This window comes from Pseudomonas sp. UV AK001 (genome assembly GCF_046097675.1).
In the GTDB taxonomy this organism is placed as follows: Bacteria; Pseudomonadota; Gammaproteobacteria; order Pseudomonadales; family Pseudomonadaceae; genus Aquipseudomonas; species Aquipseudomonas kribbensis.
In genome coordinates this window covers 179693-206115 of sequence record NZ_JBJUVZ010000006.1, presented here as the reverse complement: position 1 = coordinate 206115, position 26423 = coordinate 179693, and the positions used below count along the sequence as shown (strand labels likewise).

The following is a 26423-nucleotide window of genomic DNA, read 5'->3' as shown; positions in this document are numbered from 1 at the left end:
GTTCAGTTCCCCTTCACTTCGTCTTTGATGCGGTATTCGGCGCTGCGAGCGTGAGCGCTCAGCGATTCGCCACGGGCCAGAATCGAGGCGGTCTTGCCAAGTTCCGAAGCACCGGCCTCGGAGCAGAAGATGATCGACGAGCGTTTCTGGAAGTCGTACACGCCCAGCGGCGAGGAGAAACGCGCGGTGCCGGACGTCGGCAGCACGTGGTTCGGACCTGCGCAGTAGTCGCCCAGCGCTTCGGAGGTGTGGCGGCCCATGAAGATCGCGCCGGCGTGGCGGATCTGCGGCAGCCAGGCCTGCGGATCGGCGACCGACAGTTCAAGGTGTTCCGGCGCGATGCGGTTGGCGACTTCGATGGCCTGCGCCATGTCACGCACGTGAATCAGGGCGCCACGGCCATTGATCGAAGTTTCGATGATGGTCGCGCGATCCATGGTCGGCAGCAGTTTGTCGATGCTCGCGGCGACCTTGTCGAGGAACTCGGCGTCCGGGCTGACCAGAATCGCCTGGGCGTCTTCGTCGTGCTCGGCCTGGGAGAACAGGTCCATGGCGATCCAGTCCGGATCGGTCTGGCCGTCGCATACCACGAGGATTTCCGACGGGCCGGCGATCATGTCGATACCGACCTGGCCGAACACGTGGCGCTTGGCAGTCGCTACATAGATGTTGCCCGGGCCAACGACCTTGTCCACCTGCGGCACGCTTTCAGTGCCATAAGCCAGCGCCGCAACGGCTTGCGCGCCACCGATAGTGAACACCCGGTCAACGCCGGCGATGCACGCCGCCGCCAGTACCAGTTCGTTGACCTCGCCACGCGGGGTCGGCACCACCATCACCACTTCGGTGACACCGGCAACCTTGGCCGGAATCGCGTTCATCAAGACCGACGACGGGTACGAAGCCTTGCCGCCCGGCACGTACAGGCCGGCGCGGTCCAGTGGTGTGACTTTCTGGCCCAGCACCGTGCCGTCGGCTTCGGTGTAGCTCCAGGAGTCCTGCTTCTGTTTTTCGTGGTAGCTGCGAACGCGGGCGGCGGCTTTTTCCAGCGCTTCGCGCTGCGCCACGGTGATACGGGTCAGTGCCAGTTCCAGGCGCTCGCGCGGCAGGATCAGGTCCGCCATCGAAGCGACTTCGAGGCCGTCGAACTTCTGGGTGAACTCGACAAGCGCCGCGTCACCACGCTCGCGCACAGCCTTGATGATGTCCAGCACCCGCTGATTGACCGAGTCGTCAGACACACTTTCCCAGCTCAGCAGATGATCCAGATGATGCGCGAAATCCGGGTCAGCAGCGTTGAGTCGGCGAATTGCAGTCGGTGCGGTCATAGCGAGAGCCTCATAGGAATGGCAAAAAACTCAGGCGCCCGAAACTACCATTCGATCCGCTTGGGCACCTGAGATTCTGGCTATGAGGCGGATAGACGGGCGCGACTTAAGGTCGCGCAAGTACATCAGCCGCGGTGTCGAGACTCCACTGCCTTGCGCAGTGTGTCGATCAACGCCTGGATTCGGGCGTGTTGCATTTTCATCGAAGCTTTATTGACCACCAGACGCGAGCTGATCGTGGCGATCAGTTCCTGGGGTTCCAGACCGTTGGCACGCAGAGTGTTGCCGGTGTCAACCACGTCGATGATCTTGTCGGCAAGACCGATCAGCGGTGCCAGTTCCATCGAGCCGTACAGCTTGATGATGTCGACCTGACGGCCCTGTTCGGCGTAGTAACGCTTGGCAACGTTGACGAATTTGGTCGCAACGCGCAGACGACCCTTGGGCTCGACGGCGCCGACCTTGCCGGCGGTCATCAGCTTGCACTGGGCAATCTGCAGGTCCAGCGGCTCGTACAGGCCTTGACCCGTGTACTCCATCAGCACGTCTTTACCGGCAACGCCGAGGTCGGCCGCGCCATGCTCGACATAGGTCGGCACGTCGGTGGCACGCACGATCAACAGGCGTACGTCTTCCTGGGTCGTGGGAATGATCAGCTTGCGGCTTTTGTCCGGATTCTCGGTCGGCACGATGCCCGCTTCGGCGAGAAGCGGCAGGGTGTCGTCAAGGATGCGGCCCTTGGACAGTGCGATGGTCAACATGGGAAACGTCAGTCCTTATCAAGGTACTCATGCCCGGTCGCAATCGGCGCCGGACATACATCGAGGGCGTTACCACCCCCGATCAAAACGAATTCAACGGACACTTCCCTGTGTCCCGATGCAGCGACTAGCCCGGAACGCGACGGATTTTGGCGCCCAGCATCTGCAGTTTTTCCTCGATGCACTCGTAACCACGGTCGATGTGGTAGATGCGGTCGATCAGGGTATCGCCTTCGGCCATCAGGGCCGAGATCACCAGGCTGGCAGAAGCCCGCAGGTCGGTTGCCATCACTGGCGCGCCCTTGAGGATTTCAGTGCCGGTGACGATGGCAGTGTTGCCTTCGACCTGGATCTTGGCGCCCATGCGGTGCAGTTCGTAGACGTGCATGAAACGGTTTTCGAAGATCGTTTCGATCACGGCACCGGTGCCTTCGGCAATGGCGTTGAGCGAAATGAACTGCGCCTGCATGTCGGTCGGGAACGCCGGGTACGGCGCGGTGCGCACGTTGACCGCTTTCGGGCGTTTACCGTGCATGTTCAGCTCGATCCAGTCTTCACCGGTGGTGATTTCTGCACCGGCTTCACGGAGCTTTTCCAGAACCGCTTCGAGGATGGTCGGATCAGTGTCCTTGACCTTCACGCGACCGCCGGTGACCGCAGCGGCTACCAGGTAGGTGCCGGTTTCAATACGGTCAGGCATGACCTTGTAGAAGGCCGAACCCAGACGCTCGACGCCATCGATGGTGATGGTGTCGGTGCCGGCGCCGGAAACCTTGGCACCCATGGCGTTCAGGAAGTTCGCCAGGTCGACCACTTCAGGTTCGCGGGCGGCGTTCTGCAGCACGCTGCGGCCCTTGGCCAGAGCAGCGGCCATCATGATGTTTTCGGTACCGGTCACGCTGACGGTATCGAAGAAGAAGTGCGCACCGCGCAGGCCGCCTTCAGGCGCCTTGGCCTTGATGTAGCCGCCTTCGACGTCGATGATCGCACCCATGGCTTCAAGGCCGCGGATGTGCAGGTCGACCGGACGCGAACCGATGGCGCAGCCGCCAGGCAGCGCGACTTCGGCTTCACCGAAACGGGCGACCATCGGGCCCAGCACCAGGATCGACGCACGCATGGTTTTCACCAGCTCGTACGGGGCGACCAGGGTCTTGATGGTGCGCGGGTCGATTTCGACGCTGAGCTTCTCGTCGATCACAGGCTCGATGCCCATGCGGCCGAACAGCTCGATCATGGTGGTGATGTCGTGCAGGTGCGGCAGGTTGCCGACGGTGACCGGGCCATCGCACAGCAAGGTGGCAGCCAGGATCGGCAGGGCGGAGTTCTTCGCCCCGGAAATGCGGATCTCGCCATCAAGACGAGCGCCACCGGTAATAATCAATTTATCCATAACAATCTCGACGCCCTAGGGCTCAGGTGCGCTCGGCCCAGGCCGCGCTGCTGAAAAATTTCATAGTGACCGCGTGGATGCTGCCATCGGCGATCCAAGGGTTCAAATGGGCATAGATGCTTTGCTGACGCTTGACCGGGCTCAACGCCGCCAGTTCATCACTAATCACGTTCAGCTGAAAGTTGCAGCCTTCGCCTTCAACTTCCACCCGGGTTCCGGGCAGATTTGCTTCAAGGAAGCTCTTCACTTCTACGGCCTGCATGCTCAACCTCAATCGGCGCCCTGTGCGCACGGGTCGGACATCATACAAAAAAGCCCCGCGCCTGCGAACCCCGCTGCGCAGGACTCTGACGGGGGGCTTCTTCATAGATGCGGGTTCAGGGTTGCGCCAACAGCTCGGTCAGCTCGCTGACCTGAGCGATTTCACGCATGTCTTCCGGCATCCCGCGGATGCTGACCGCCTTGCCGGCGGCTTTCGCATCGCGAATGAAGCACAGCAGCAACGACAGGCCGACGCTGCTGGACTTTTCCACCGCCGAACAATCGATCACCAATGCCGGGGCATTGCACGACTTGATCAGCGCCCGGCCCTGCTCGCGAAGGCCGGGACCGGTACGGTAATCCAGCACACCGGTGAGCTGAAGCTGGCTGGCTTCGTCCAGACGAATGGCCGACTCGGTCATTGGGCAGGCTTCTCTTGTTTCTCGGCAGTCTGCTTGGCCTTGGCCACTTCGCCGGCCCAGCCGTTGATGGTCTTGTCCAGGTCGTTGCCGTTGCGCTGCATCGCGTCGGCGAACTGGTCACGGAACAGCTTGCCGATGTTGATGCCGTTGATGATCACGTTGCGCAGCTTCCACTCGCCGTTGATCTTCTCCAGCGTGTACTGAACCGGATAGATCGCGCCGTTGTTGCCCTTGACGGTCATGCCGACGCTGGTGCGGTCGCCCGACTCATCCTTTGGCGCATCGACGGTGATGCCCTGGTTGTTGTATTCCAGCAAGGCGTTGCCATAGAACTGGAACAGGCCACGCTTGAAGTTTTCCTGGAAGGTCTGCATCTGCGCCGGGGTGGCCTTGCGAGAGTACTTGACCGTCATGATGCTTTTGGAAATGCCTTCGGCATCCACCACCGGACCCACGATGGTATTCAGCGCGGTGTAGAAGTCCTGCGGGTCCTGCTTGTACTTCTCTTTATTCGCCGCCAGATCGGCGAGCATCCGGTTGGTGGTGTCCTGGACCAGATCGTGCGCCGACTGCCCGGGCGCAGCGTTCGCCAGCAGTGGCAGTGTCGCGAGCAACACCAACAGGCCACGTCGCAAGGTAGAGATCATTCAAAAGCTCCTCATTTGGCGTCTTTGCTAACGGTATTGAGCAGGAATTTACCGATCAGGTCTTCCAGCACCAGAGACGACTGGGTGTCGTGAATGGTTCCACCATCCTTGAGCCGGGTTTCTTCCCCGCCCACACTGATGCCGATGTACTTCTCGCCCAACAGGCCAGCGGTCAGGATAGACGCTGTGGAGTCGGTCGGCAGGTTGTCGACCTTTTTATCCACCAGCAGGGTCACCCGGCCGGTAAAGCTGTCGCGGTCAAGATCAATCGCCGTGACCTTGCCGATGGTCACACCGGCCATGGTCACTTTGGCTCTGACCGTCAGACCGGCGATATTGTCGAAGTAGGCATAAAGCTTGTAGGTATCGGTGGTCGAAGTCGGAGACAGGCCACTGACCCGCAGGGCAAGCAGCAACAAGGCCAGGATCCCTGCCAGCAGGAACAGGCCGACACCGATTTCCAGGGTGCGGTTTTGCATCAGAAATCTCCAAACATCAAAGCGGTCAGAATAAAGTCCAGGCCGAGCACTGCCAGCGAGGCGAATACTACGGTCTTGGTAGTGGCACGACTGATTCCCTCGGAAGTGGGCTCACAGTCATAGCCTTGGAATACGGCGATCCAGGTCACGACAAAGGCGAAAACGATACTTTTGATCACGCCGTTAAGCACGTCGCTGGAGAAGTTCACGCTGTTCTGCATGTTCGCCCAGTAGGAGCCTTCATAGACGCCCAGCCAGTCGACCGCGACCCAGGAACCGCCCCAGATGCCGACCACGCTGAAGATCATCGCCAGCACCGGCAGGGAAATGAAACCGGCCCACAGACGTGGAGCGATGATGTACTTGAGCGGATCGACACCGATCATTTCCAGGCTGGACAACTGCTCGGTGGACTTCATGTTGCCGATTTCCGCCGTCAGCGCCGAACCGGCACGACCGGCGAACAGCAGCGCCGTCACCACCGGGCCCAGCTCACGCAACAAGGTCAAGGCAACCATCTGCCCCACCGCCTGCTCCGAGCCATAGCTCGACAGGATGTTGAACCCCTGCAGCGCCAGCACCATGCCGATGAAAATCCCGGAGACCACAATGATCACCAGCGACATCACGCCGACCGAATGCAGTTGCTTGACCAGCAGGCCGAAACCGCCGCCTATGCCACCACGCCCCAGCAGGGCATGAAACAGGAACAGCGTCGCCCGTCCGAATACCGCGACGGCATCGATAGCCGATTCGCCGAACCGACGTACGCGTTCTATTAATGAGATTCTGCGCATCAACGTTTCCCCAGAAGATCTGCGCGGTAATCCGTCGCTGGAAAGTGATACGGAACCGGACCATCGGGATCGCCGGTCATGAACTGACGGATACGCGGCTCATCCGAGTTCATCAACTCGTCCGGCGTACCCTGCCCCAGCACCTGACCATCGCCCACCACATAGATGTAATCGGCAATGCTCGCGGTTTCGGCGAGATCGTGGGAAACCACGATACTGGTGATCCCCAACGCATCGTTGAGCAGGCGGATCAGGCGCACCAGAACGCCCATGGCGATCGGGTCCTGGCCGACGAACGGTTCGTCGTACATGAGGATCTGCGGATCAAGCGCAATCGCCCGGGCCAGGGCCACGCGGCGCTTCATGCCGCCGGACAGCTCATCGGGCATCAGCTCGATGGCGCCCCGCAGACCGACCGCCTGCAACTTGAGCAGCACGATGTCGCGGATCATCTCTTCCGGCAACTGGGTATGAACGCGCAGGGGAAAGGCGACGTTCTCGAACACATCGAGATCGGTAAACAGCGCGCCGCTCTGGAACAGCACGCCCATGTGCTTGCGCGCATCGAACAGATCGCTGCGCGACAGCTTCGGCAGGTTCTGGCCATTGACCCAGACCTCGCCCTGCGACGGTCGCAACTGGGCACCCATCAGGCGCAGCAGCGTGGTCTTGCCACACCCGGAAGGCCCCATGATGCCGGTGACCTTGCCGCGCGGGATGCGGATATCGACGTTATTGAAAATGCTCCGCGCACCGCGCTTGAAGGAGACTCCCTTCAGCTCGACCGCGTAGGCGTTATCGGCACTCATCTAAACTCCTTGCGATGCAGCCTCTCACTCGGACGCCTGGCTTTCTGGAGAAAGCCCTTACATCCCGGGCAGGCCGAACTGGCGGCGAACTATATCACTGCAAAGGGCGAGCGCCCAAGGCCTCTCCCCGGCCACGTTCAGCGATATGACAGGCCCGAAGCTTCTATGTAAGAGGTTTTAGTAACCGGGAATGACAAAGCACGACGAACTTGCGTGAGGCTTTTCAACATAACCGCTATAATCGCCGCCTTTTCATCGGGCTATACGATTTCTGACATGAGCCAAACCAGCGACCTGATTCAATCGGCACAACGCACCATCCGCCTCGAAGTGGAAGCCGTACAAGGCTTGTTGCCCCATATCGACGCCGATTTCGTACGCGCTTGCGAGATGATTCTGGCCAGCAAGGGCCGTGTAGTGGTGGTCGGCATGGGCAAGTCCGGACACATCGGCAACAAGATCGCCGCGACCCTGGCCAGCACCGGCACCCCGGCGTTTTTCGTACACCCGGCCGAGGCCAGTCATGGCGACATGGGCATGATCACCCGTGACGACGTGATCCTGGCTCTGTCGAACTCCGGCTCCACCAACGAAATTGTCACGCTGCTGCCGCTGATCAAGCGCCTGGGCATCCAGTTGATCAGCGTGACCGGCAACCCGCAATCGCCTCTGGCAAAAGCGGCGGAGGTCAATCTCAACGTTCACGTCGAGCACGAAGCCTGCCCGCTGAACCTGGCGCCGACCTCCTCGACCACTGCGGCACTGGTCATGGGTGATGCCTTGGCCGTGGCGTTGCTGGAAGCCCGCGGTTTCACCGCCGAAGATTTCGCCTTTTCCCACCCGGGCGGCGCACTCGGCCGACGCCTGCTGCTGAAAGTGGAAAACGTCATGCACGCAGGTCAGGAGCTGCCGCAGGTACAACGCGGCACCCTGCTCAAGGACGCACTGATGGAAATGACCCGCAAGGGTCTGGGCATGACCGTCATTCTCGAAGCCGACGGCAAGCTTGCCGGGATCTTCACCGACGGCGATCTGCGCCGCACACTGGATCGCAGCATCGATATCCACAGCGCGACCATCGATCAGGTGATGACCGTGCACGGCAAGACCGCTCGCGCCGAGATGCTCGCCGCCGAGGCCCTGAAAATCATGGAAGACCATCGAATCAACGCGCTTGTCGTCGTGGATGAGGACGATCGCCCGATCGGCGCCTTCAACCTCTCCGACCTGCTGCGCGCAGGAGTGATGTAAATGAGCACCGATCTGCTGCAACGCGGCAAAGCCATCAAACTGGCGGTTTTCGACGTCGACGGCGTCCTCACCGACGGACGCCTGTACTTCCTTGAAGACGGCAGCGAGTTCAAGACTTTCAATACACTCGACGGCCAGGGCATCAAGATGCTGATGAACGCGGGCGTACAGACCGCCATCATCAGCGGCCGCAAGACCCCGGTGGTCGAGCGTAGGGCGAAGAACCTGGGCATCCCGCACCTGTTTCAGGGCCGCGAAGACAAACTCGTCGTCCTCGACGGCCTTCTCGAGCAACTGGGCCTAAGCTATGAACAGGTCGCCTATCTTGGTGACGACCTGCCCGACCTGCCGGTGATCCGCCGGGTGGGACTTGGCATGGCGGTGGCCAACGCGGCCGCCTTTGTGCGCGAGCATGCCCATGGCGTTACCCAGGCCCGCGGTGGCGAGGGTGCCGCCCGTGAATTCTGCGAATTGATCCTGCGCGCCCAGGGCAGCCTCGATGCCGCCAACAACGCGTACCTGTGAGTCAAACCATGTTTAGCAAAAAGTTTCGCAACATCCTGCTGTTCGGTTGCATCGCCGCCATTTTCGGCGCGGTCGGCTACTGGAACATCAGCCCGGAACGCTTCCTCGACAAGCCTCCTGTCTCGGCAGAAGAGAGCCCGATCGACTGGTACGCGACCAACACCCACACCTTGCAATACCTGGAAGACGGCAAGGTGCAGTACGAAATGACGTCCGACAAGGCCGAGCACGTCAAGGCGACCGACATTACACTGGTCACCAAACCCGACCTGAACATGTATCGCGGCACCGATTTCCCGTGGCACGTGACCAGCGAACGTGGCGAGGTGAATTCCGGTGGCACCGAGGTCGAACTGATCGACTCGGTTCGCGTCAAGCGCACCGATGAAAAGAACCGCGACACCCTGATCACCAGCACCCGCATGACGGTGTTCCCTCAGCAGCAATATGCGCAGACCCAGCAACCCGTTAGAATCGACGGCGCTGGCGGTGTATCGACCGGCGTGGGAATGAAAGCGTATTTGAAGGAAAGCAGGATACACCTGCTATCGAACGTAAGAGGACAGTATGAGGCTCGTTAAAACCCTCCCTATTTTGCTCAGTCTGGGCGCAGCACTGGGAAGCGTGAGCGCCTGGGCTCTGCCGAACGATCAGGAGCAGCCAATCCGCATTCAGGCCGACGATGCCCAGCTGGACGACAAGAATGGCGTTGCCACTTACAAGGGCGCTGTGATCATCACCCAGGGTTCGATGATCGTCAAAGGCGATACCGTAACGCTGACGCGCAACCCGGCCGGCGAGATCGACGTGGTGACTTCGGTAGGCAACCTGGCCTATTTCGAACAACTGCAGACCGCTGGCGACAAGAAACCCGTCCAGGGCTGGGGCGTGACCATTCAGTACCACGCGCAGCAAAACCGCGTCGTGCTGATCGACAAGGCCAAGGTCGTCGACAAGGACAACAACACCACTCAGGGCGAGAAGATCGTCTATGACACGGTGAAAAAACTCGCCAGCGCCGGTCGCGCTACCGGCAACAAGGTCACCGAAGCGCGTCCGCGCATCGACATGGTGATCCAGCCGAAGAAGAAAACCGACGAGAAAACCCAGTAATGGCAACTCTGAAAGCTCAGCACCTGGCCAAGGCCTATAAAAGCCGCCAGGTCGTGCGTGACGTCAGCCTGTCGATCGACAGCGGCCAGATCGTGGGCCTGCTCGGCCCCAACGGCGCCGGCAAGACCACCTGCTTCTACATGATCGTCGGCCTGGTGCAGGCCGATCAGGGTCGCGTGCTGATCGACGACCTGGACGTCAGCCACCAGCCGATGCACGGTCGCGCCAAGGCCGGTATCGGCTATCTGCCGCAGGAAGCCTCGATTTTCCGCAAACTGTCGGTGGCCGACAACATCATGGCCATCCTCGAGACCCGTCAGGAGCTCGACAAGGCCGGCCGTCGCAAGGAGCTGGAAAGCCTGCTGCAGGAATTCCACATCAGCCATATCCGCGACAACCTCGGCATGAGCCTGTCCGGTGGCGAGCGTCGCCGGGTGGAAATCGCCCGCGCACTGGCCACCGCACCGAAATTCATCCTGCTCGACGAACCGTTCGCCGGCGTCGACCCGATCTCCGTGGGCGACATCAAGCAGATCATCCACCACCTCAAGGCCAAGGGCATCGGTGTACTGATCACCGACCACAACGTCCGCGAGACGCTGGATATCTGCGAAACGGCCTACATCGTCAATGACGGCCAACTGATCGCCGAAGGCGACTCCGCGACCATCCTCGCCAATGATCTGGTGAAGGAAGTGTATCTGGGTCACGAGTTCCGTCTGTAAGCGCGACAGCATTCGACCAGCCGTCCGGGTGCTGTAACGTTGAAGCGCATTTTTATACGCTTTTATTGTTACAGCGCTCTAGGCAAACACGACAGTTTCAGGCATATAATTTGCTTAAGTTTGGCGCCTCGGCGCCCTGTAGTGGATGGCGCATAGCGCCGGCGAATAAGGTGTTAAGCCCCTGCCATGAAACCATCGCTAGTCTTGAGAATGGGCCAGCAGCTGACGATGACACCGCAGCTGCAACAGGCCATCCGCCTGCTCCAATTGTCGACCCTGGATCTGCAACAGGAAATCCAGGAGGCTCTGGAATCCAACCCGATGCTCGAACGCCAGGAAGACGGCGACGACTTCGACAATTCCGACCCGCTGGCCGACAACGCCGAACAGAAGCCCAATACCGAGATCCAGGAACCTTCCTACCAGGAAACCGCGCCGACGGTCGACAATCTCGAGGACGGCGAATGGAACGAGCGAATCCCCAACGAACTGCCTGTCGACACCGCCTGGGAAGACGTCTACCAGACCAGCGCCAGCAGCCTGCCGAGCAGCGATGACGACGAGTGGGATTTCACCACCCGCACTTCCGCCGGCGAAAGCCTGCAAAGCCACCTGCTGTGGCAGCTGAACCTGGCGCCGATGTCCGACACCGATCGCCTGATCGCCGTAACCCTGATCGATTGCATCAACAATCAGGGCTACCTCGACGAAACCCTCGAAGAAATCCTCGATGCCTTCGATCCGGAGCTCGACATCGAGCTGGACGAGATCGAAGCGGTCCTGCACCGCATCCAGCAATTCGAACCCGCCGGCATTGGCGCACGCAACCTGGGCGAATGCCTGCTGCTGCAATTGCGCCAGCTGTCAGCCAAGACTCCTTGGCTGGCCGAAGCCAAGCGCCTGGTCACCGATTACATCGACCTGCTCGGCAGCCGCGACTACAGCCAGCTGATGCGCCGCATGAAGCTTAAGGAAGATGAGCTGCGCCAGGTCATCGAACTGGTCCAGAGCCTCAACCCGCGCCCCGGCTCACAGATCGAATCCACCGAAGCCGAATACGTGGTGCCTGACGTGATCGTGCGCAAGGACAACGAGCGCTGGCTGGTCGAACTGAACCAGGAGTCGGTGCCGCGCCTGCGGGTCAACGCTCAATACGCCGGTTTCGTCCGTCGCGCCGACACCAGCGCCGACAACACCTTCATGCGCAATCAGTTGCAGGAAGCCCGCTGGTTCATCAAGAGCCTGCAGAGCCGCAACGAAACCCTGATGAAGGTGGCCACCCAGATCGTCGAGCATCAGCGCGGTTTCCTGGAGTACGGCGACGAAGCGATGAAGCCACTCGTGCTGCACGACATCGCAGAAGCGGTGGGCATGCACGAGTCGACGATTTCCCGGGTGACCACGCAGAAATTCATGCATACCCCCCGGGGCATCTATGAACTGAAATACTTTTTCTCCAGCCACGTCAGCACCTCCGAAGGCGGCGAATGCTCGTCCACGGCGATCCGCGCGATCATCAAGAAACTGGTCGCCGCGGAAAATCAGAAAAAGCCGTTGAGTGACAGCAAGATCGCTGGTTTACTGGAGGCACAAGGCATTCAGGTGGCTCGCCGCACCGTCGCCAAGTACCGCGAATCCCTCGGGATCGCGCCTTCGAGCGAACGCAAGCGGTTGATGTAAGCCACGTTACAGCGTTCCAGTGGCAGGCTCTTCGGCCTGCCGCTTTATGCACTGGCAACGAAGGAGAAGCTGTATGCAAGTCAACATCAGTGGACACCAACTGGAAGTTACCCAACCTCTCCGTGAATACGTTGAGCAGAAGCTCAAGAGGCTTGAGGGACATTTCGACAAGATCACCAACGTGCAAGTCACGATGTGCGTCGAAAAGCTGAAGCAGAAAATCGAAGCCACGCTGCATATTCCCGGCAACGAGGTCGTCGCAAACGCGGAACATACCGACATGTACGCAGCGATCGACGCGCTGACCGACAAGCTTGATAAACAACTCAAAAAGCATAAGGAAAAGACCCAGAGCCTGCTTCAGGGCGCTACCGGTCGATAACCCCCACCCCCATGATCCGACTTGAAAGCATCCTGACCCCCGGCCGTTCCCTGGTGAACGTGCCGGGCGGCAGTAAAAAGAAAGCCCTCGAACAAATTGCCAACCTGATCGCCCGGGAAAAGCCGGATCTGGAGATGCAAGATGTCTTCGAGGCGCTGATTGCCCGTGAAAAACTCGGTTCGACCGGTTTTGGCAACGGCATCGCCATCCCCCATTGCCGCCTCAAGGGTTGTGAATCGCCCATCAGTGCCTTGATGCACCTTGAAGCACCTATCGATTTCGATGCCATCGATGGCGCACCGGTCGACCTGCTGTTCGTGCTGCTGGTCCCGGAAGCTGCCACCGATGCACACCTGGAACTGCTGCGCCAGATCGCCAGCATGCTCGATCGCAAGGAAGTACGCGAAAAGCTGCGTCGCGCCACCACCAACGAAGCCTTGTATCAGGTTGTCCTGGACGAGCAAAACGGGCACTAAACATGCGCTTGATCATCGTCAGTGGCCGCTCCGGCTCGGGCAAAAGCACGGCCCTGGATGTCCTTGAGGACAACGGCTACTACTGCATCGACAATCTGCCGGCCGGCCTGCTGCCGGAGCTGGCGGAACGCGCACTGATTCATACGGAACTGTCTCAGCCACTGGTCGCGGTATCGATCGATGCGCGCAACCTGCCAAGCCACCTTTCGCGCTTTCCGGAGTTGCTTGAAGAGGTTCGCAGTCGGCACATCCAGTGCGACGTTCTGTATCTGGATGCCGATGAAGAAACCCTGCTCAAGCGTTTTTCGGAAACCCGTCGCCGTCACCCGCTGAGCAGTGCCAACCGCTCGCTGGCTGAAGCCATCAACGATGAAACTGCCCTGCTGGGCCCGATCGCCGATCTGGCCGACCTGAAGGTCAACACCACCAATCTGAACCTGTATCAGTTGCGCGACACCATCAAGTTGCGGCTGCTGAACCAGCCGGAGCCCGGTACGGCGTTTCTGGTGGAGTCGTTCGGTTTCAAACGCGGCATGCCGGTGGATGCGGATCTTGTGTTCGATGTACGCTGCCTGCCCAACCCGTACTGGAAACCGGAATTACGTGCGCAATCCGGGCTCGATGAGCCGGTGGCCGAGTACCTGGCGGCACAGCCGGAAGTCGAAGAGATGTTCCAGGACATCTATGCGTATCTGTTCAAATGGTTGCCGCGCTTCGCTGCGAGCAATCGTGCCTACGTAACCATTGCCATTGGCTGCACCGGCGGACATCACCGTTCCGTCTACCTGACCGAACGCCTGGGTCAGGCCCTGCAGAAAACCCTGAAGAACGTCCAGGTTCGCCACCGCGACCTCAGCTAAAGGATTCACACCGCGATGCCTGCTCTGGAAATCGAAATCATCAACAAGCTGGGCCTGCATGCCCGGGCGTCGGCAAAGTTCGTGGGCGTGGCGGGTCAGTATCCCGACTGCACGATCAGAGTGGGTCGCACCCCGGAAACCACGGTAGATGGCAAAAGCATCATGGCGATGATGATGCTCGCTGCCGGCAAGGGCACCAAAATCCACCTGAGCACCGAGGGTCATCAGGAACAGGAAGCCATGGATGCTCTGGTGGCACTGATCAACAACTACTTCGACGAAGGCGGCTGAAAGTCCTTTGTGGCGAGAGATACGTCTCTCGCCACGCTTATCCCAGCGCCGTGTCCATCACCATCATCAGGCAGAACCCGATCAACAATCCCAGGCTCGCCAGTTTGTCGTGACCATTGCGTCGCGATTCCGGGATTACTTCGTGGGTCACCACCAGCAACATCGCCCCGGCCGCCAGCGCCAATCCGAGGGGCAACAACAATTCCGCCAGACTGACCAGCCACGCACACAGCAGCGCGAACACCGGCTCGACCAGACCTGACGCCGCCCCGATCAGAAACGCCTTGACCCGCGACATCCCCGCCCCGGCCAGCACCAGCGCAATCACCAGCCCTTCCGGCACATCCTGCAAGGCGATGCCCATCGCCAGGCTGTCAGCGTCCGGCATGCCGCCACCAGCAGAGACGCCGACGGCCATGCCTTCCGGGATGTTATGGGCAATGATGGCAAACACGAACAGCCAGATCCGCGGCGGAATCACCGGATGCTCGACGGTGCCGATGAGCATTTCCGGTGAAGCGCCGGACAACCTGCGGTCGACAAGATACAGAGCGAAAGCACCGAGCATGATGCCGAAACAGATCAGGCCGCTGGCGCCCCAAGGACTCATCCCAAGGCTTTCGGCAGCGGCAATCCCTGGCACGATCAGCGAAAACGCGGTCGCCGCCAGCATCACACCAGCACCAAACCCCAGCAATGTGTCGCCCAGCGCCTGGGGCATATTGCGGATCACCAGCACCGGAACCGCTCCGAGTGCCGTGCCGAGCGCGCAGATCGCACCACCCTGCAATGCCCGGGACAGTTTCGGTTCCAGGTTCAGCCATTCCAGCCCGTGGGCCACCAGCAAGGTCATGCCCGCCAACAGCAGGAGCGACCCGAATGCGTAACGAAACATTCGTCCGCTTCCGATCGCCAGTGTTTCAGTGCCCATAGTCAGCCCTGGATTGTTTTTATAGGAGACTTAAACCAGTGCAGCCTGATAACGCGCAGCGACTTCAGGCCAGTTGATCACGTTGTAGAACGCGCTGATGTATTCCGGGCGGCGGTTCTGATAACGCAGGTAATAGGCGTGCTCCCACACGTCGAGGCCGAGAATCGGTGTGTTGCCGCCCATCAGCGGGCTGTCCTGGTTGCCGCTGCTTTCCACCACCAGTTTCTTGTCGGGGGTGACACTGAGCCACGCCCAGCCGCTGCCGAAACGGGTCAAGGCTGCCTTGGTGAAGGCTTCCTTGAAGCTGTCGAGACCGCCCAGTTGCTCATCGATCGCCCTGGCCAGCGCGCCGTCCGGCTTGCCGCCACCACCTGGCACCATCACTTCCCAGAACAGCGAATGGTTGGCGTGACCACCACCTTGATTGATCACCGCCGCGCGCAGCTTTTCCGGCAGCTGCTGGACGCTGGCCACCAGTTTCTCCACCGGCCACTCGGCGTATTCCGTGCCCTCGACCGCGGCGTTCAGGTTGTTGATGTAGGTCTGGTGATGCTTGGTGTAGTGAATCTCCATGGTCTGCGCATCGATGTGCGGCTCCAGTGCGTCATAGGCGTAAGGCAGGGCTGGCAGGGTAAAAGCCATTTCAGTGGACTCCATGGTGATGTTGGGCTGGGGCGCGGCGCGCATTGCCGGTATCCGGGTGCAGCAAGCGCTGCGTGCGCGGGTATTCGCCGTGTTCGCTGATGAAATTGAGCAGTTCGACATAGGTCTTGCTGCTCTGGCGCAACGCCGCTTCACGCAGGGCCGGACGCAGGCGCTCGTCCTGCATGGTCTGCAACAGGCGTTGATGGATCGCGCAGAGGTATTCGGCGCTCTCCTCCGGCTGGTTCAGACGCAGATGCAGATCGGCAAGGTTGTGATGGGAAATGACGCAGGCCGCCACCGCTTCGTCGGCATCGGCCCAGCGCTCGAACAGCACTTGCGCCAAAGCGAGGGCTTGCAGATAAGCCTCTCGGGCGTCGATCAACTCGCCCAGCATGAAGCAGCGATTGGCCCGTTCGATCGTACGTTTCCAGTGCTCCATGATGAGCCTCCAAAGCGGTTGCGGTGTTTACACGCCGCCGGCGGTGAGTTTCTCGGGATTGAGCAACTCTTCCAGCTGGCTGCGCGACAGGTCGGTGTGTTCCAGCGCGACGTCGATCACCGGACGGCCCTGTTTGTAGGCCTGCTTGGCGATTTCGGCGGCCTTCTGGTAACCGATGATCGGGTTGAGCGCGGTGACCAGAATCGGGTTGCGCGACAGCGCTTCCTTGAGCCGCGACTCGTTGACCTTGAAGCTGGCAATCGCCTTGTCACCCAGCAGACGGCTGGAGTTGGCCAGCAACTCGATGCTGCTCAACAGGTTCTGGGCGATGATCGGCAGCATCACGTTCAGTTCGAAATTGCCTGACTGACCGGCGATGGTGATCACCGAGTCATTGCCGATCACTTGCGCGGCGACCATGGCGGTAGCTTCCGGAATCACCGGATTGACTTTGCCCGGCATGATCGACGAGCCCGGCTGCAGGCCTTCCAGCTCGATTTCACCGAGGCCGGCGAGCGGGCCGGAGTTCATCCAGCGCAGGTCGTTGGCGATTTTCATCAACGACACGGCGGTAGCCTTGAGCTGGCCGGAAACGGCCACGGCGGTGTCCTGCGAACCGATCAGGGCGAACAGATTCTTGCCCGGCGTGAACTGAACGTTGGTCAACTGACTGAGTTGACGACTGAAACGCGCAGCGAATTCCGGATGCGCATTGATCCCGGTGCCGACCGCCGTACCGCCCTGGGCCAGGGATTGCAGGCTTGGCAGCAAGTCCTGCAGATGACCGATATTGGCCTTGAGCTGTTGCGCCCAACCGTTGAGTACCTGGCTCATGCGCACCGGCATGGCGTCCATCAAGTGAGTACGGCCGGTCTTGACGTGGTGATGCACCTCCCCGGCCTTGCGCTCGATCACTTGCACCAGATGCAGCAGCGCCGGCAGCAACTGTTCGTGCAGGGCCAGCGCGGCGCTGACGTGAATGGTGGTCGGGATGATGTCGTTGCTGCTCTGCCCGCAGTTGACGTGATCGTTGGCATTCACCGGCTCGTCGAGCAGGCGGCTGGCCAGGGTGGCGATCACTTCGTTGGCGTTCATGTTGGAGCTGGTGCCGGAACCGGTCTGGAAGATATCCACCGGGAAATGCTGCATGAAATCGCCTTCAAGCAGCCCCTGGGCCGCGTCGCTGATGGCCTTGCCTTGCGCGGCGCTGAGCTGATTGAGTTCGACGTTGGCCCGGGCGGCGGCGGCTTTTGCCAGGATCAGCGCGCGGATGAACTGGGTCGGCATCGGCTTGCCGCTGATCGGGAAGTTATCCACTGCGCGCTGGGTTTGCGCGCCGTAGAGAGCGTCCACCGGCACCTGCAGTTCGCCCATGCTGTCGCGCTCAATACGTGTCTTGGTCATCGGTAAATCCTTGGACTAATTCAATGAGAGGAATCGAGGGTTGCAACTCGCAGGTGGCGAGCTGCCAGGTGTAGCTTTGCCAGCGTTTGAGCCGGCATTTGCACAGTGACAGGCGTTCCATCTCACGCAGCGGGCGCCAGGCCTGATCGAGACAGAGGCTGCGCCAGTGCCACGGCAACGCGGTGTCGGTGGCCGTGTCGAGCAGCAGACGGAAAGAGGTTTCAGCGACAGTCCAGGGCGAGGTCGCCGTGCAGCAGGCCAGATACCGGCCTTCGGCCAGGTAGTGTTCGATCAGACGCGGTTCGTCGGGATCCATGGCGCAACGGATCTGGCGACTCATCCAGCGCCAGCTTTCGAGGTACGGCTGCTCGTGCAAGGCAGAACTCATGATCCTGGGCTCATCCGATAATGAGATTTATTATTAGATGATAATGAGAACCAAAACAAGAGTGGCTTTTTTAGCTGCCCCGACCCGCTCAAACAAATTCAGGACACAAAAAATGCGCGCCACCCAATCGGGTGGCGCGCCTTTTTGTATTGGCCCGGGCTTAGCTGCCCGCGACAGTCATCTTCTCGATCAACACCGAACCTGTGCGAATGTTGCTGCGCAGCTCCAGATCGTTACCGACCGCGACGATCTGCTTGAACATGTCGCGCATGTTGCCGGCAATGGTCACTTCCTGCACCGCGAACTGAATTTCACCGTTCTCGACCCAGAAACCCGCCGCACCGCGCGAGTAATCGCCGGTCACCATGTTCAAGCCATGGCCCATCAACTCGGTGACCAGCAGCCCACGGCCCATGCGCCGCAGCAGTGCGGCCTGATCTTCATCACCATGGGTGACGAACAGGTTGTGCACCCCACCCGCGTTGGCGGTGCTCGGCATGCCGAGTTTGCGCCCGGAATAAGTGCCGAGGATGTACGACACCAACTCGCCCTTCTCGACGAACGGTTTGGCATAGGTCGCCAGACCGTCACCGTCATACGACGCACTGCCCATGGCGCGCATCAGGTGCGGACGCTCGTCGATGGTCAGCCACTCCGGAAACAGTTTCTGCCCCAGCGTGCCTTCAAGGAACGACGACTTGCGATACAGACTGCCGCCGGAAATCGCCGACAGGAAGCTGCCAAACAACCCACCCGCCAGCTCCGCCGAAAACAGTACCGGCACTTCGCAGGTCGGCACCGGACGCGCACCCAGACGGCTCGCAGCTCGTTGCGCGGCACGCTGGCCGATGCTCACCGGGTCGGCCAGCAAGCTGCCCTGACGGTTCACGTCATACCAGTAATCACGTTGCATCTGGCCGTCGGCCTCGGCAATCATCACGCAGCTCAAGCTGTGCCGGGTCGACGCATAACCGCCGATGAAACCGTGGCTGTTGCCGTACACGCGGCAGCCCTGATGAGTGCTCAACGTGGTGCCATCGGCGTTCTTGATGCGGGCATCGGCGTCGAACGCGGCGGCTTCACAGAGCAGCGCCTTCTCGATGGCCTGTTCCGGACTGATGTCCCATTGGTGGAACAGGTCGAAATCCTGAATATCCCTGGCCATTAGCGCGGCATCGGCCAGCCCCGAGGCTTCGTCTTCGGAGGTGTGCTTGGCAATCGCCAGCGCCGCAGCAACGGTCTCGCGAATCGCATCCGGCCCGGTGGCGGACGTGCTGGCCGAGCCCTTGCGCTGACCGACATACAAGGTGATGCCAAAGCCCTGATCGCGGTTGAACTCGACCGTTTCGACTTCACGCTGACGCACCGACGTCGACAAGCCCTGCTCCAGCGACACCGCCACTTCGCACGCGCTGGCACCCTGACGCTTGGCTTCGGCGATGATCTGCTCGACCTGTTCCTGCAGTGCCGGCAATGCCTGTGGGCCGACGCTTTCAACTGCACTCATGCTCATCTCCACTCAAATTCTGCTTTCGGCTGGGGCCTTCGAGCGACCGGGCCGGACAAGCGGCCCCCGACTGGTTATCATGGCGGCGTTTCTTTGCGGACTGCCACCATGGTTGATTCTTACGACGACTCCCTCGATACGGGAGAAAAAAGCAAATCCCAGGTCAAACGCGAGCTGCATGCTCTGGTTGACCTTGGCGAGCGCCTTACAACGCTCAAGCCCGACTTGCAGGCGAAACTGCCATTGACCGACGCTTTGCGCCGGGCCTTGGCCGATGCGCCCAAGCACACCGCGAACATCGCGCGTAAACGGCACTTGCAGTTCATCGGCAAACTGATGCGTGATCAGGACACTGACGCGATTCTCACCTTGCTCGATCAACTCGATGCCTCTACCCGTCAGTACAACGAGCGTTTCCACAACCTCGAACGCTGGCGTGACCGCCTGATCGCCGGTGACGATGCCGTGCTGGAGAAATTCGTCGTCGAGTACCCGGACGCCGACCGCCAGCAACTGCGTTCCCTGATCCGTCAGGCCCAGCACGAGGTTGCGCATAACAAGCCTCCTGCCTCGAGCCGTAAAATCTTCAAGTACATCCGTGAGCTGGACGAGACTCAACGCGGTCTGCGTTGATATTCGCCACCGGGTGGCCGCACTGCGCGCCACCCGAAGCTCCATCCCTTCTTACGCGCCCGTGCCACCCACGGTGATCGCATCGATTTTCAGCGTTGGCTGACCCACGCCCACCGGCACCGACTGCCCGTCCTTGCCACACGTCCCCACACCGCTGTCCAGCGCCAGATCGTTACCAACCATCGACACCCGGCTCATCGCTTCCGGGCCGTTGCCGATCAACGTCGCGCCTTTGACCGGCGCGGTGATCTTGCCGTCCTCGATCAGGTACGCCTCGCTGGTGGAGAACACGAACTTGCCGCTGGTGATGTCGACCTGACCGCCACCGAGGTTGGCGCAGTAGATGCCCTTTTTCACCGACGCGATGATTTCCGCCGGATCGCTCTGGCCGCCGAGCATGTAGGTGTTGGTCATCCGTGGCATCGGCAGGTGTGCGTAGGATTCACGACGACCGTTGCCGGTACGGGCCACGCCCATAAGACGCGCATTGAGCTTGTCCTGCATGTAGCCCTTGAGCACGCCGTTTTCGATCAGCGTGGTGCACTCGGTCGGTGTGCCTTCGTCGTCGACACTCAGGGAGCCGCGACGACCGGCCAACGTGCCGTCATCGACGATGGTGCAGAGTTTCGAGGCAACCATCTCACCCATGCGCCCGCTGTAGGCCGAACTGCCCTTGCGGTTGAAGTCACCTTCCAGACCGTGGCCGACCGCTTCGTGCAGCAGCACGCCGGACCAGCCCGAGCCCAGAACGACCGGCAAAGTGCCAGCCGGTGCCGGAATCGCTTCCAGGTTCACCAGTGCCTGACGAAGCGCCTCGCGGGCGTAACCCATGGCACGGTCTTCGGCGAGGAAATAACGGTAGTCGGTACGCCCGCCGCCACCATGGCCACCACGTTCACGACGACCGTTCTGCTCGACAATCACACTGACGTTGAAGCGCACCAGCGGACGCACATCGGCCGCCAGGCCGCCGTCGGTCGAGGCCACCAGAATCCGCTCCCAGACCCCGGCCATGCTCACACTGACCTGCTGGATACGCGGGTCGAGGGCGCGGGTGGCAACATCGATGCGCTTGAGCAGTTCGACTTTTTCAGCGCGACTCAGCACTTCCAGCGGGTTGTCCGGCGCATACAGCTGGGCGACGTCCTGGGTGCTGAACGCCTGCACCGTACCGTTCTGCCCGGCGCGGGAAATCGAGCGGGCAGCACGGGCCGCCGCGCCGAGGGCTTCAAGGGTGATCGCGTTGCTGTAGGCAAAACCGGTTTTTTCCCCGGACTGTGCACGCACGCCGACACCCTGGTCGAGGTTGAAACTGCCTTCCTTGACGATGCCGTCTTCCAGCGACCAGGACTCGGAAATCTGCCCCTGGAAATACAGGTCGGCCGCATCGATGCCTGGACCCGCCAGATCACCGAGCACGCCTTGCAGGCTCTCGATCGTCACGCCGCCGGGCGCCAACAGGTGATCACTGACTGAGGACAACAACTCGCTCATAGGTTTTACGCCTTAAATTCGTGTTCTGAAGCAGGTCGTTGTGCGCCCTGCGAAAAAAACCGCCGATGACCCGTCACCGGCATTCGCGCCCGGATGGACGCCTGTTCGTCACTGTCGCGTTCGGCCAGCAATACGGCCTCGCCTTGTTCCTGCTGCGCCAGCACGCGTCCCCACGGATCGACAATCGCCCCGTGGCCAAAGGTTTCTCGCGGCCCCGGATGCGTTCCGCCCTGGGCCGCCGCCAGCATGTAACACTGGGTTTCAATCGCCCGTGCACGGATCAACACGTCCCAGTGCGCCGCTCCCGTCACCGCGGTGAAGGCCGACGGTGCGGTAATCAGTTCAGCCCCGGCCGCACGCAATTCGCTGTACAGCTCGGGGAAGCGCAGGTCGTAACACACCGTCAGGCCGAGTCGGCCGACCGGCGTGTCCGCCACCACCACATGACTGCCATAAGCATAGTCATCGGATTCGCGGTAACGCCCACGATTGTCCGCCACGTCCACATCAAACAGATGCAACTTGTCATAGCGGGCAACGATTTCGCCCTGATCGTCCACCAGCAACGAGCAGGCATTTGACTTCGCTTCAGGTTGCCCCGCCGGTGGCAACGGCAAGGTGCCGGCCACTATCCATAACTTGAGGTCGCGGGCGGTCTGTTTCAACCACGGCAGGATCGGGCCTTCGTCAAGTGCTTCGGCGCGGCCGATATCGGCGATGTCGCGACGCCCCATGGCGGCGAAGTTTTCCGGCAGCACCGCCAGTTTCGCGCCAGCGCTGGCCGCTTGTTCGAGCAAACGCCGGGCATCGCGCAGATTGGCCAGCACGTCGCTCTGGCTGACCATTTGAATCACCGCAAAAGACATGGCGAACTCCGCAAGAGGTAGGCAGCCATGCTACTCCATCGGTTTGCGGCCTGGCTGATCAAAAAGGCTTGTCGAAGGTGATTTTCGGCTCTTTCCACGGGCCTTTGACCGTGTATTTGACGCTGGCAAACCGCGCCACGCGGTCACCGATCAGTTTGTCGATCAGGAACAGCGCGCCGCCGACCGCCGGTGCACCGACGATCAACGCGGCGATAGGCAGGTTGTTGGTCACCGGCAGGGTCACCAGCAATTTGGCGTCAACCTGATCGCCCACCAGATCCAGCGTGCCGTTCAGTTCAATGTTGCTCGACGGTCCGGTCAGTTTGATCGGTTCCTGCGTCACGTAGACGCCGTTGTTCGCCACCAGCAGTCCCTTGACCCGGTCATAGCTCAAGCCTTTGCCGAACAGGTCGGAGAAGTCCAGGCGCAGACGCCGGCCGATGGAGTTGAAGTTGAGCAGACCGAACACCCGAAGCGCCTGGGCGCCGCCCTCGACCTCGACGAACTGGCCCTTGTTCAGCGACGCATCGAGCGTGCCGGAGAAGCGCTTGGTCGCCAGCCATGCCGGCGAGCCGGGCCAGCGGCCATCGACATCCATATGGAATTCTTCACTGGTCACGCTCGGCGCAAAGCCCCAGCCCTTGAGCACATCGGCGAGATTCTTGCCGCCGATCCGACCCTTGTACCAACTGCTGGTGGCGCCAGGTGTCCCCTCCCAGCCACCGCTGCCCTGCAACAGAATGCCTTTGAGGCCCATGTCCAGATTGTTCAGGGCGATACCTTTGGCCGTCGGCCGGACTTTCAGCGACCAGCCACCGACCAGATCCTGGCCCTGGAACAGCTGATTGATGGTGATATCGAGCGCCGGGATCTTGGTCGGATCGACCGAGGCCAGCGGGTCAGGCGCGTTCTCGTCTGCCTGCACCGTCGGGTCCGGCGCCGGCAGACGCACATATTGCAGGTTCACCACAATCGGCGCGGCCTTGGCATCTGGAATGGCTGCGGTGCCTTTGGCCTGCTGACTGTCGAGGGCCAGGGTCCAGGCGCCGGGCTTGCGATCCAGTTGCACCGCCGCCTGATCCAGCGTAGTACCGAAGGCCGTCAGTTTGCCGACCTTGAAGTCCGCGCTGCTAAGCAATTGCTTGGCGCTGCCGCCCGGGTCCTGACCGGCGTACTTGTCCACCAGATCCTGCCAGGGTTTGACGTCCAGCTCCGACAATACGCCGCGTATGCGCAAGCCTTTGTTGCCCGGCAATGCCGCTTCGCCGGCACCGAGGAACAACTCGCCACGGCCATCGGCGAAATTGCTCGGCGGCGCGGCGAACGTGAAGTTGGCCAGTTGATCGTAATTGACCCAGTAACGCCGCTCCTGCCCTTGCAGGGTCATGCGGAACACCGTGTCACGTCCGACATCGGCGGCCATGCCGAACGGCGCGGGCAGATCCACCGCCACGCCCTTCATACTGGAGCTGACCATCAATTGACTGTCGGCACCGTCCAGATTCACTTGCAACTGGTAAGGAATCGTCCCGGACACCGGCAATGGCTGAGTCACGCCGAGCCAGTCAGTGAGTTTCTTGACCTCGACCTGCCCCGACGCCGCCACCCGGGTCTTGAGCTTGCCGGGGCCGCCGTCTGCGAAGATCTGCGCGGTGACCGGTTTGTCGAAGGCCCGGGCGCTGATGTTCTGCCCGCTCAGTCCTTTAGCACTGTCGAAGCGGAAATCACCCTTGAGCTGGCTCAATTCCAGCTTCGGCTCGGCCAGTTTCAATCGCGCATTGGCGGTTTTGAAGTCCACGAGGATCTTCGGCTGATCGCCCTTGGCCAACGGCACATCCAGTTTGAGTTTGCCTTGCAAATCGCCCTCGCCTTCCCAGCCGGCGAAGGTGTCGGCGGTGCCGATCGGCGCTTCCTGGAGAATCTTCAAGCCGTCGCCCAGGCCGCCGGCAAACCCGCCGTCGAGGAACATATGGCTGTGCTCGCCACTGGGCACATGGGGAATATTGACGAAAACGTCGCTGACCTGGGTGTCGAGCAACTGCCCCTTGCTGGCGACAATCCGCACACCGCTGTCCTCGATGAACACATCGCCGCTGACCTTGCTCACGTGCGGCCAGCCTGGCTGGAACGCCAGTTCGGCGTCGTGCACCTTGAAGAACAGGCTGATGCTGCGATCCGCATCCGCGGCGCCTTTGTTCAGGGAACCCTGATACTGGAAGAACCCTTGATCCACCGCCCCTTTGAGAATCGCCGTGCGCAGCCATTCGTCGAGGGCCGGGCTCAGGACTTCCGGCAGGTATTTGGCGGTGTAGCGACCGTCGCCATCCACCAGGCCGACCCGCAGGTCCATGTAGTCTTCCTGGTCGTGGTCGAAATGCAGGCGGATCAGGAAGTCGCCGGCAATCTTGCCTTCCTCGCCGAACACCTTCAGGTACGGCGCAATCAGGGTGAAGCCTTCCTTATCGAGTTTCCAGGTCAACCGGGCGTTGGCCTGAATGTATTGCCATGGTTTGGCGAAGATCGGGTCGAGGTGCAGGACGAAGTCCTTGCTGTCCATGCGCAGCTCACCGCCGCCGAGGTTGCCGGTCAGGCTGCCGCTGACATTCCGCGCTGCGGGTGCGCCGTGATAGGCGTCGAAACCGACCTGATCGAGGTTGGCGGCGAAACTGAATTTGCTGTCGTCGGTGGCGTTCGGGCGGAAATCCAGCAATACGTTGCGCAAGCCACCGGTCACTTTCAGATGCTCGACTACGGTGGCAAAGCCCTGTGGCAACGGGCCCAGCGCATTGAGTAACGGAGTGATCGGCGTCAGATCGAGGCGATCGGCCTGCAGGTGCCAGAGCTCGTCAACCTTGTCGGTGGCGGCGGTCTGCTTGACCTGGACACGGGACTCCCAACGGGTTTCGCCAAAATTCATCGCCAGCGAATCGAGAGTGACGGTTGCACCCTCGGCACTGCGCTGGAAGTAACCGTTGAGGGCCAGGTTGTTGATCTGGATCGGCTTGCGCTCGCCGTAGGCACCGTTGAGTTGCGGGGCGTTGAGGCGGATGGCGGCACTTTGCAACGCGCCCTCGCTCCAGTTGACCCACAGCTCACCGCCGGCCTTGATCTCGGAGAAATTCCATTGTTGGGTCAGGCGCTCGGGCAACCATTTTGCCCAATCGCTTTGCGGCAGGCTGACATAGCCCTCGACCGCGCTGTCCTGCAACTGGCTGGCACGAATCCGCGTACGCAGGCTCAGTGCGACAGGCTGCCCGTCAGGCAAGGTCAACCGCGCGTCGAGGCGCTGGCGATTGAGGCCGGTCTTGAGGTTGAGCCCGACATAGGTAAAGGTCAGCGGCGCCTGCTCCAGCGGCTGCAAGGTCACCTGACTGTCGAGCACCGACAATTGCTGGACCATTTGCATGCGGTTGAACAGTTGCTCGGGATCCATGGGCTGATCCTTCTGCACCGGCAAGCCTTCGAGCGCCCATTGGCCGTCATCACCCTCTTTGAGGCTGATCTTCAGACCATTGAGTTCAAGATGCGCGATACGTACTTCCCGGGCCAACAGACTGGCCCAAAGGTCCGGCACTGCGCGCACGTGATCCAGACGCAAAGCATTGGCGCCGTCGCCGACCGTCACGTCGTGAGCCAGCAGGATCGGTGCGAAACCGCTCCAGTTACCCTCCAGCTCACCGATCTGCAGCGGCATGCCCAGGGCCGCGCTGGCCTTGTCTTCGATGTCGGTACGGTATTCGGCCACCAGTGGCGCGAGTTCCCGGCCGAGGCTGACGTACAACGCTATCAACACCAGAACCAACGCGCACAGGCCCAGCCCCCAGCGAGTCAGTGCAGCCAAAATGCGTGTCAGACGTTCCATGTCAGTTGGCTCCCATGGCAAAAATACTGCAAAAAGCTGAGGCCAGCCGTTTCA

General features: G+C 60.9%; 29 protein-coding genes. 11 read left to right on the top strand and 18 right to left on the bottom strand.

The features are described 5' to 3' along the window. Nucleotides 1–2: 2 nt before the first annotated feature. From hisD to ACKLNA_RS18075, 9 genes are all read right to left on the bottom strand, one after another. The gene (gene hisD, locus ACKLNA_RS18115) at nucleotides 3–1328 is read right to left on the bottom strand and encodes a histidinol dehydrogenase (RefSeq protein WP_085711773.1); all 1326 of its coding nucleotides are present in this window, start codon (nucleotides 1326–1328) and stop codon (nucleotides 3–5) included. A gap of 125 nt (nucleotides 1329–1453) precedes the next feature. Then, nucleotides 1454–2089: an ATP phosphoribosyltransferase gene (hisG, locus tag ACKLNA_RS18110; RefSeq protein ID WP_007953554.1), complete on the bottom strand. Its 636-nt coding sequence runs from the start codon at nucleotides 2087–2089 to the stop codon at nucleotides 1454–1456. A gap of 127 nt (nucleotides 2090–2216) precedes the next feature. Continuing rightward, a complete protein-coding gene (murA, locus tag ACKLNA_RS18105; RefSeq protein WP_114881431.1) occupies nucleotides 2217–3482 on the bottom strand; it encodes a UDP-N-acetylglucosamine 1-carboxyvinyltransferase in 1266 nt (421 codons plus the stop codon). A 22-nt stretch (nucleotides 3483–3504) separates the two neighbouring features. Next, a complete protein-coding gene (locus tag ACKLNA_RS18100; RefSeq protein ID WP_096818978.1) occupies nucleotides 3505–3744 on the bottom strand; it encodes a BolA family protein in 240 nt (79 codons plus the stop codon). A gap of 115 nt (nucleotides 3745–3859) precedes the next feature. Further along, nucleotides 3860–4165, bottom strand: coding sequence for a lipid asymmetry maintenance protein MlaB (locus ACKLNA_RS18095; protein WP_085711775.1), 306 nt, complete (start codon nucleotides 4163–4165; stop codon nucleotides 3860–3862). Then, nucleotides 4162–4812, bottom strand: coding sequence for a phospholipid-binding protein MlaC (locus tag ACKLNA_RS18090; protein ID WP_085711776.1), 651 nt, complete (start codon nucleotides 4810–4812; stop codon nucleotides 4162–4164). The genes ACKLNA_RS18095 and ACKLNA_RS18090 overlap by 4 nt, the downstream gene beginning before the upstream one ends. A gap of 11 nt (nucleotides 4813–4823) precedes the next feature. After that, the gene (mlaD, locus tag ACKLNA_RS18085; protein ID WP_085711777.1) at nucleotides 4824–5291 is read right to left on the bottom strand and encodes an outer membrane lipid asymmetry maintenance protein MlaD; all 468 of its coding nucleotides are present in this window, start codon (nucleotides 5289–5291) and stop codon (nucleotides 4824–4826) included. Then, nucleotides 5291–6088, bottom strand: coding sequence for a lipid asymmetry maintenance ABC transporter permease subunit MlaE (gene mlaE, locus ACKLNA_RS18080; RefSeq protein ID WP_114881430.1), 798 nt, complete (start codon nucleotides 6086–6088; stop codon nucleotides 5291–5293). The genes mlaD and mlaE overlap by 1 nt, the downstream gene beginning before the upstream one ends. Continuing rightward, nucleotides 6088–6897 (bottom strand): ATP-binding cassette domain-containing protein, encoded by an 810-nt coding sequence (locus ACKLNA_RS18075; RefSeq protein ID WP_085711779.1) that lies wholly within the window; start codon nucleotides 6895–6897, stop codon nucleotides 6088–6090. The genes mlaE and ACKLNA_RS18075 overlap by 1 nt, the downstream gene beginning before the upstream one ends. A 276-nt stretch (nucleotides 6898–7173) precedes the next feature. Here ACKLNA_RS18075 and ACKLNA_RS18070 point away from each other — a divergent pair, with 276 nt between their 5' ends. From ACKLNA_RS18070 to ACKLNA_RS18025, 10 genes are all read left to right on the top strand, one after another. Next, complete coding sequence (locus tag ACKLNA_RS18070; protein ID WP_085711780.1) at nucleotides 7174–8148, top strand: KpsF/GutQ family sugar-phosphate isomerase; 975 nt, start codon at nucleotides 7174–7176, stop codon at nucleotides 8146–8148. Then, on the top strand, nucleotides 8149–8673 hold the full coding sequence (locus ACKLNA_RS18065; protein WP_011332476.1) for an HAD family hydrolase: 525 nt from the start codon (nucleotides 8149–8151) through the stop codon (nucleotides 8671–8673). Nucleotides 8674–8681: 8 nt separating this feature from the next. Beyond that, complete coding sequence (lptC, locus tag ACKLNA_RS18060) at nucleotides 8682–9254, top strand: LPS export ABC transporter periplasmic protein LptC (RefSeq protein WP_085711782.1); 573 nt, start codon at nucleotides 8682–8684, stop codon at nucleotides 9252–9254. Continuing rightward, complete coding sequence (gene lptA / locus ACKLNA_RS18055; RefSeq protein ID WP_065260850.1) at nucleotides 9241–9786, top strand: lipopolysaccharide transport periplasmic protein LptA; 546 nt, start codon at nucleotides 9241–9243, stop codon at nucleotides 9784–9786. Before lptC ends, lptA begins: the two co-directional genes overlap by 14 nt. After that, nucleotides 9786–10511: an LPS export ABC transporter ATP-binding protein gene (gene lptB / locus ACKLNA_RS18050; protein ID WP_007953572.1), complete on the top strand. Its 726-nt coding sequence runs from the start codon at nucleotides 9786–9788 to the stop codon at nucleotides 10509–10511. Before lptA ends, lptB begins: the two co-directional genes overlap by 1 nt. A gap of 186 nt (nucleotides 10512–10697) precedes the next feature. Further along, nucleotides 10698–12191, top strand: coding sequence for an RNA polymerase factor sigma-54 (locus tag ACKLNA_RS18045; RefSeq protein WP_085711783.1), 1494 nt, complete (start codon nucleotides 10698–10700; stop codon nucleotides 12189–12191). A 73-nt stretch (nucleotides 12192–12264) separates the two neighbouring features. Further along, nucleotides 12265–12573, top strand: coding sequence for a ribosome hibernation-promoting factor, HPF/YfiA family (gene hpf / locus ACKLNA_RS18040; RefSeq protein WP_007953578.1), 309 nt, complete (start codon nucleotides 12265–12267; stop codon nucleotides 12571–12573). 11 nt (nucleotides 12574–12584) lie between these two features. After that, nucleotides 12585–13049: a PTS IIA-like nitrogen regulatory protein PtsN gene (gene ptsN, locus ACKLNA_RS18035; RefSeq protein ID WP_085711784.1), complete on the top strand. Its 465-nt coding sequence runs from the start codon at nucleotides 12585–12587 to the stop codon at nucleotides 13047–13049. Between the two features lie 2 nt (nucleotides 13050–13051). Then, nucleotides 13052–13909, top strand: coding sequence for an RNase adapter RapZ (rapZ, locus tag ACKLNA_RS18030; protein ID WP_096818961.1), 858 nt, complete (start codon nucleotides 13052–13054; stop codon nucleotides 13907–13909). A gap of 15 nt (nucleotides 13910–13924) precedes the next feature. Further along, on the top strand, nucleotides 13925–14200 hold the full coding sequence (locus tag ACKLNA_RS18025; protein ID WP_085711786.1) for an HPr family phosphocarrier protein: 276 nt from the start codon (nucleotides 13925–13927) through the stop codon (nucleotides 14198–14200). A gap of 37 nt (nucleotides 14201–14237) precedes the next feature. On the opposite strand, the gene ACKLNA_RS18020 is transcribed toward ACKLNA_RS18025, so the two are convergent. The 6 genes from ACKLNA_RS18020 to pmbA all read right to left on the bottom strand — a co-directional run bounded on the left by ACKLNA_RS18020 (nucleotide 14238) and on the right by pmbA (nucleotide 19514). Further along, nucleotides 14238–15131, bottom strand: a complete 894-nt coding sequence (locus ACKLNA_RS18020) for a ZIP family metal transporter (protein WP_408986637.1) — start codon at nucleotides 15129–15131, stop codon at nucleotides 14238–14240. Nucleotides 15132–15161: 30 nt separating this feature from the next. Further along, nucleotides 15162–15773 carry a superoxide dismutase gene (locus ACKLNA_RS18015; RefSeq protein ID WP_408986731.1) on the bottom strand — a complete coding sequence of 204 codons (612 nt, stop codon included), beginning with the start codon at nucleotides 15771–15773 and terminating at the stop codon, nucleotides 15162–15164. A 1-nt stretch (nucleotide 15774) separates the two neighbouring features. After that, nucleotides 15775–16215, bottom strand: coding sequence for a hypothetical protein (locus ACKLNA_RS18010; protein ID WP_114881426.1), 441 nt, complete (start codon nucleotides 16213–16215; stop codon nucleotides 15775–15777). A 27-nt stretch (nucleotides 16216–16242) separates the two neighbouring features. Beyond that, nucleotides 16243–17619 (bottom strand): class II fumarate hydratase, encoded by a 1377-nt coding sequence (locus tag ACKLNA_RS18005; protein ID WP_408986636.1) that lies wholly within the window; start codon nucleotides 17617–17619, stop codon nucleotides 16243–16245. Continuing rightward, on the bottom strand, nucleotides 17600–18007 hold the full coding sequence (locus ACKLNA_RS18000) for a FagA protein (RefSeq protein ID WP_248743961.1): 408 nt from the start codon (nucleotides 18005–18007) through the stop codon (nucleotides 17600–17602). Before ACKLNA_RS18000 ends, ACKLNA_RS18005 begins: the two co-directional genes overlap by 20 nt. A gap of 160 nt (nucleotides 18008–18167) precedes the next feature. Beyond that, on the bottom strand, nucleotides 18168–19514 hold the full coding sequence (gene pmbA, locus ACKLNA_RS17995) for a metalloprotease PmbA (RefSeq protein ID WP_408986635.1): 1347 nt from the start codon (nucleotides 19512–19514) through the stop codon (nucleotides 18168–18170). 108 nt (nucleotides 19515–19622) lie between these two features. On the opposite strand from pmbA, the gene yjgA reads away from it, so the two are divergent. Then, complete coding sequence (yjgA, locus tag ACKLNA_RS17990; RefSeq protein WP_305836625.1) at nucleotides 19623–20147, top strand: ribosome biogenesis factor YjgA; 525 nt, start codon at nucleotides 19623–19625, stop codon at nucleotides 20145–20147. A gap of 51 nt (nucleotides 20148–20198) precedes the next feature. Here the strand turns inward: yjgA and tldD are convergent, their stop codons facing one another. Genes tldD through ACKLNA_RS17975 form a run of 3 tightly spaced genes read right to left on the bottom strand, consistent with a single transcriptional unit; the run spans nucleotide 20199 to nucleotide 26369 of the window. Beyond that, the gene (gene tldD, locus ACKLNA_RS17985) at nucleotides 20199–21641 is read right to left on the bottom strand and encodes a metalloprotease TldD (protein WP_085711794.1); all 1443 of its coding nucleotides are present in this window, start codon (nucleotides 21639–21641) and stop codon (nucleotides 20199–20201) included. Nucleotides 21642–21646: 5 nt separating this feature from the next. Next, entirely contained in the window at nucleotides 21647–22507 is an 861-nt protein-coding gene (locus ACKLNA_RS17980; RefSeq protein WP_408986634.1) for a carbon-nitrogen hydrolase family protein, read from the bottom strand. Nucleotides 22508–22565: 58 nt separating this feature from the next. After that, nucleotides 22566–26369 (bottom strand): YhdP family protein, encoded by a 3804-nt coding sequence (locus ACKLNA_RS17975; RefSeq protein ID WP_408986633.1) that lies wholly within the window; start codon nucleotides 26367–26369, stop codon nucleotides 22566–22568. Nucleotides 26370–26423: the final 54 nt, after the last annotated feature.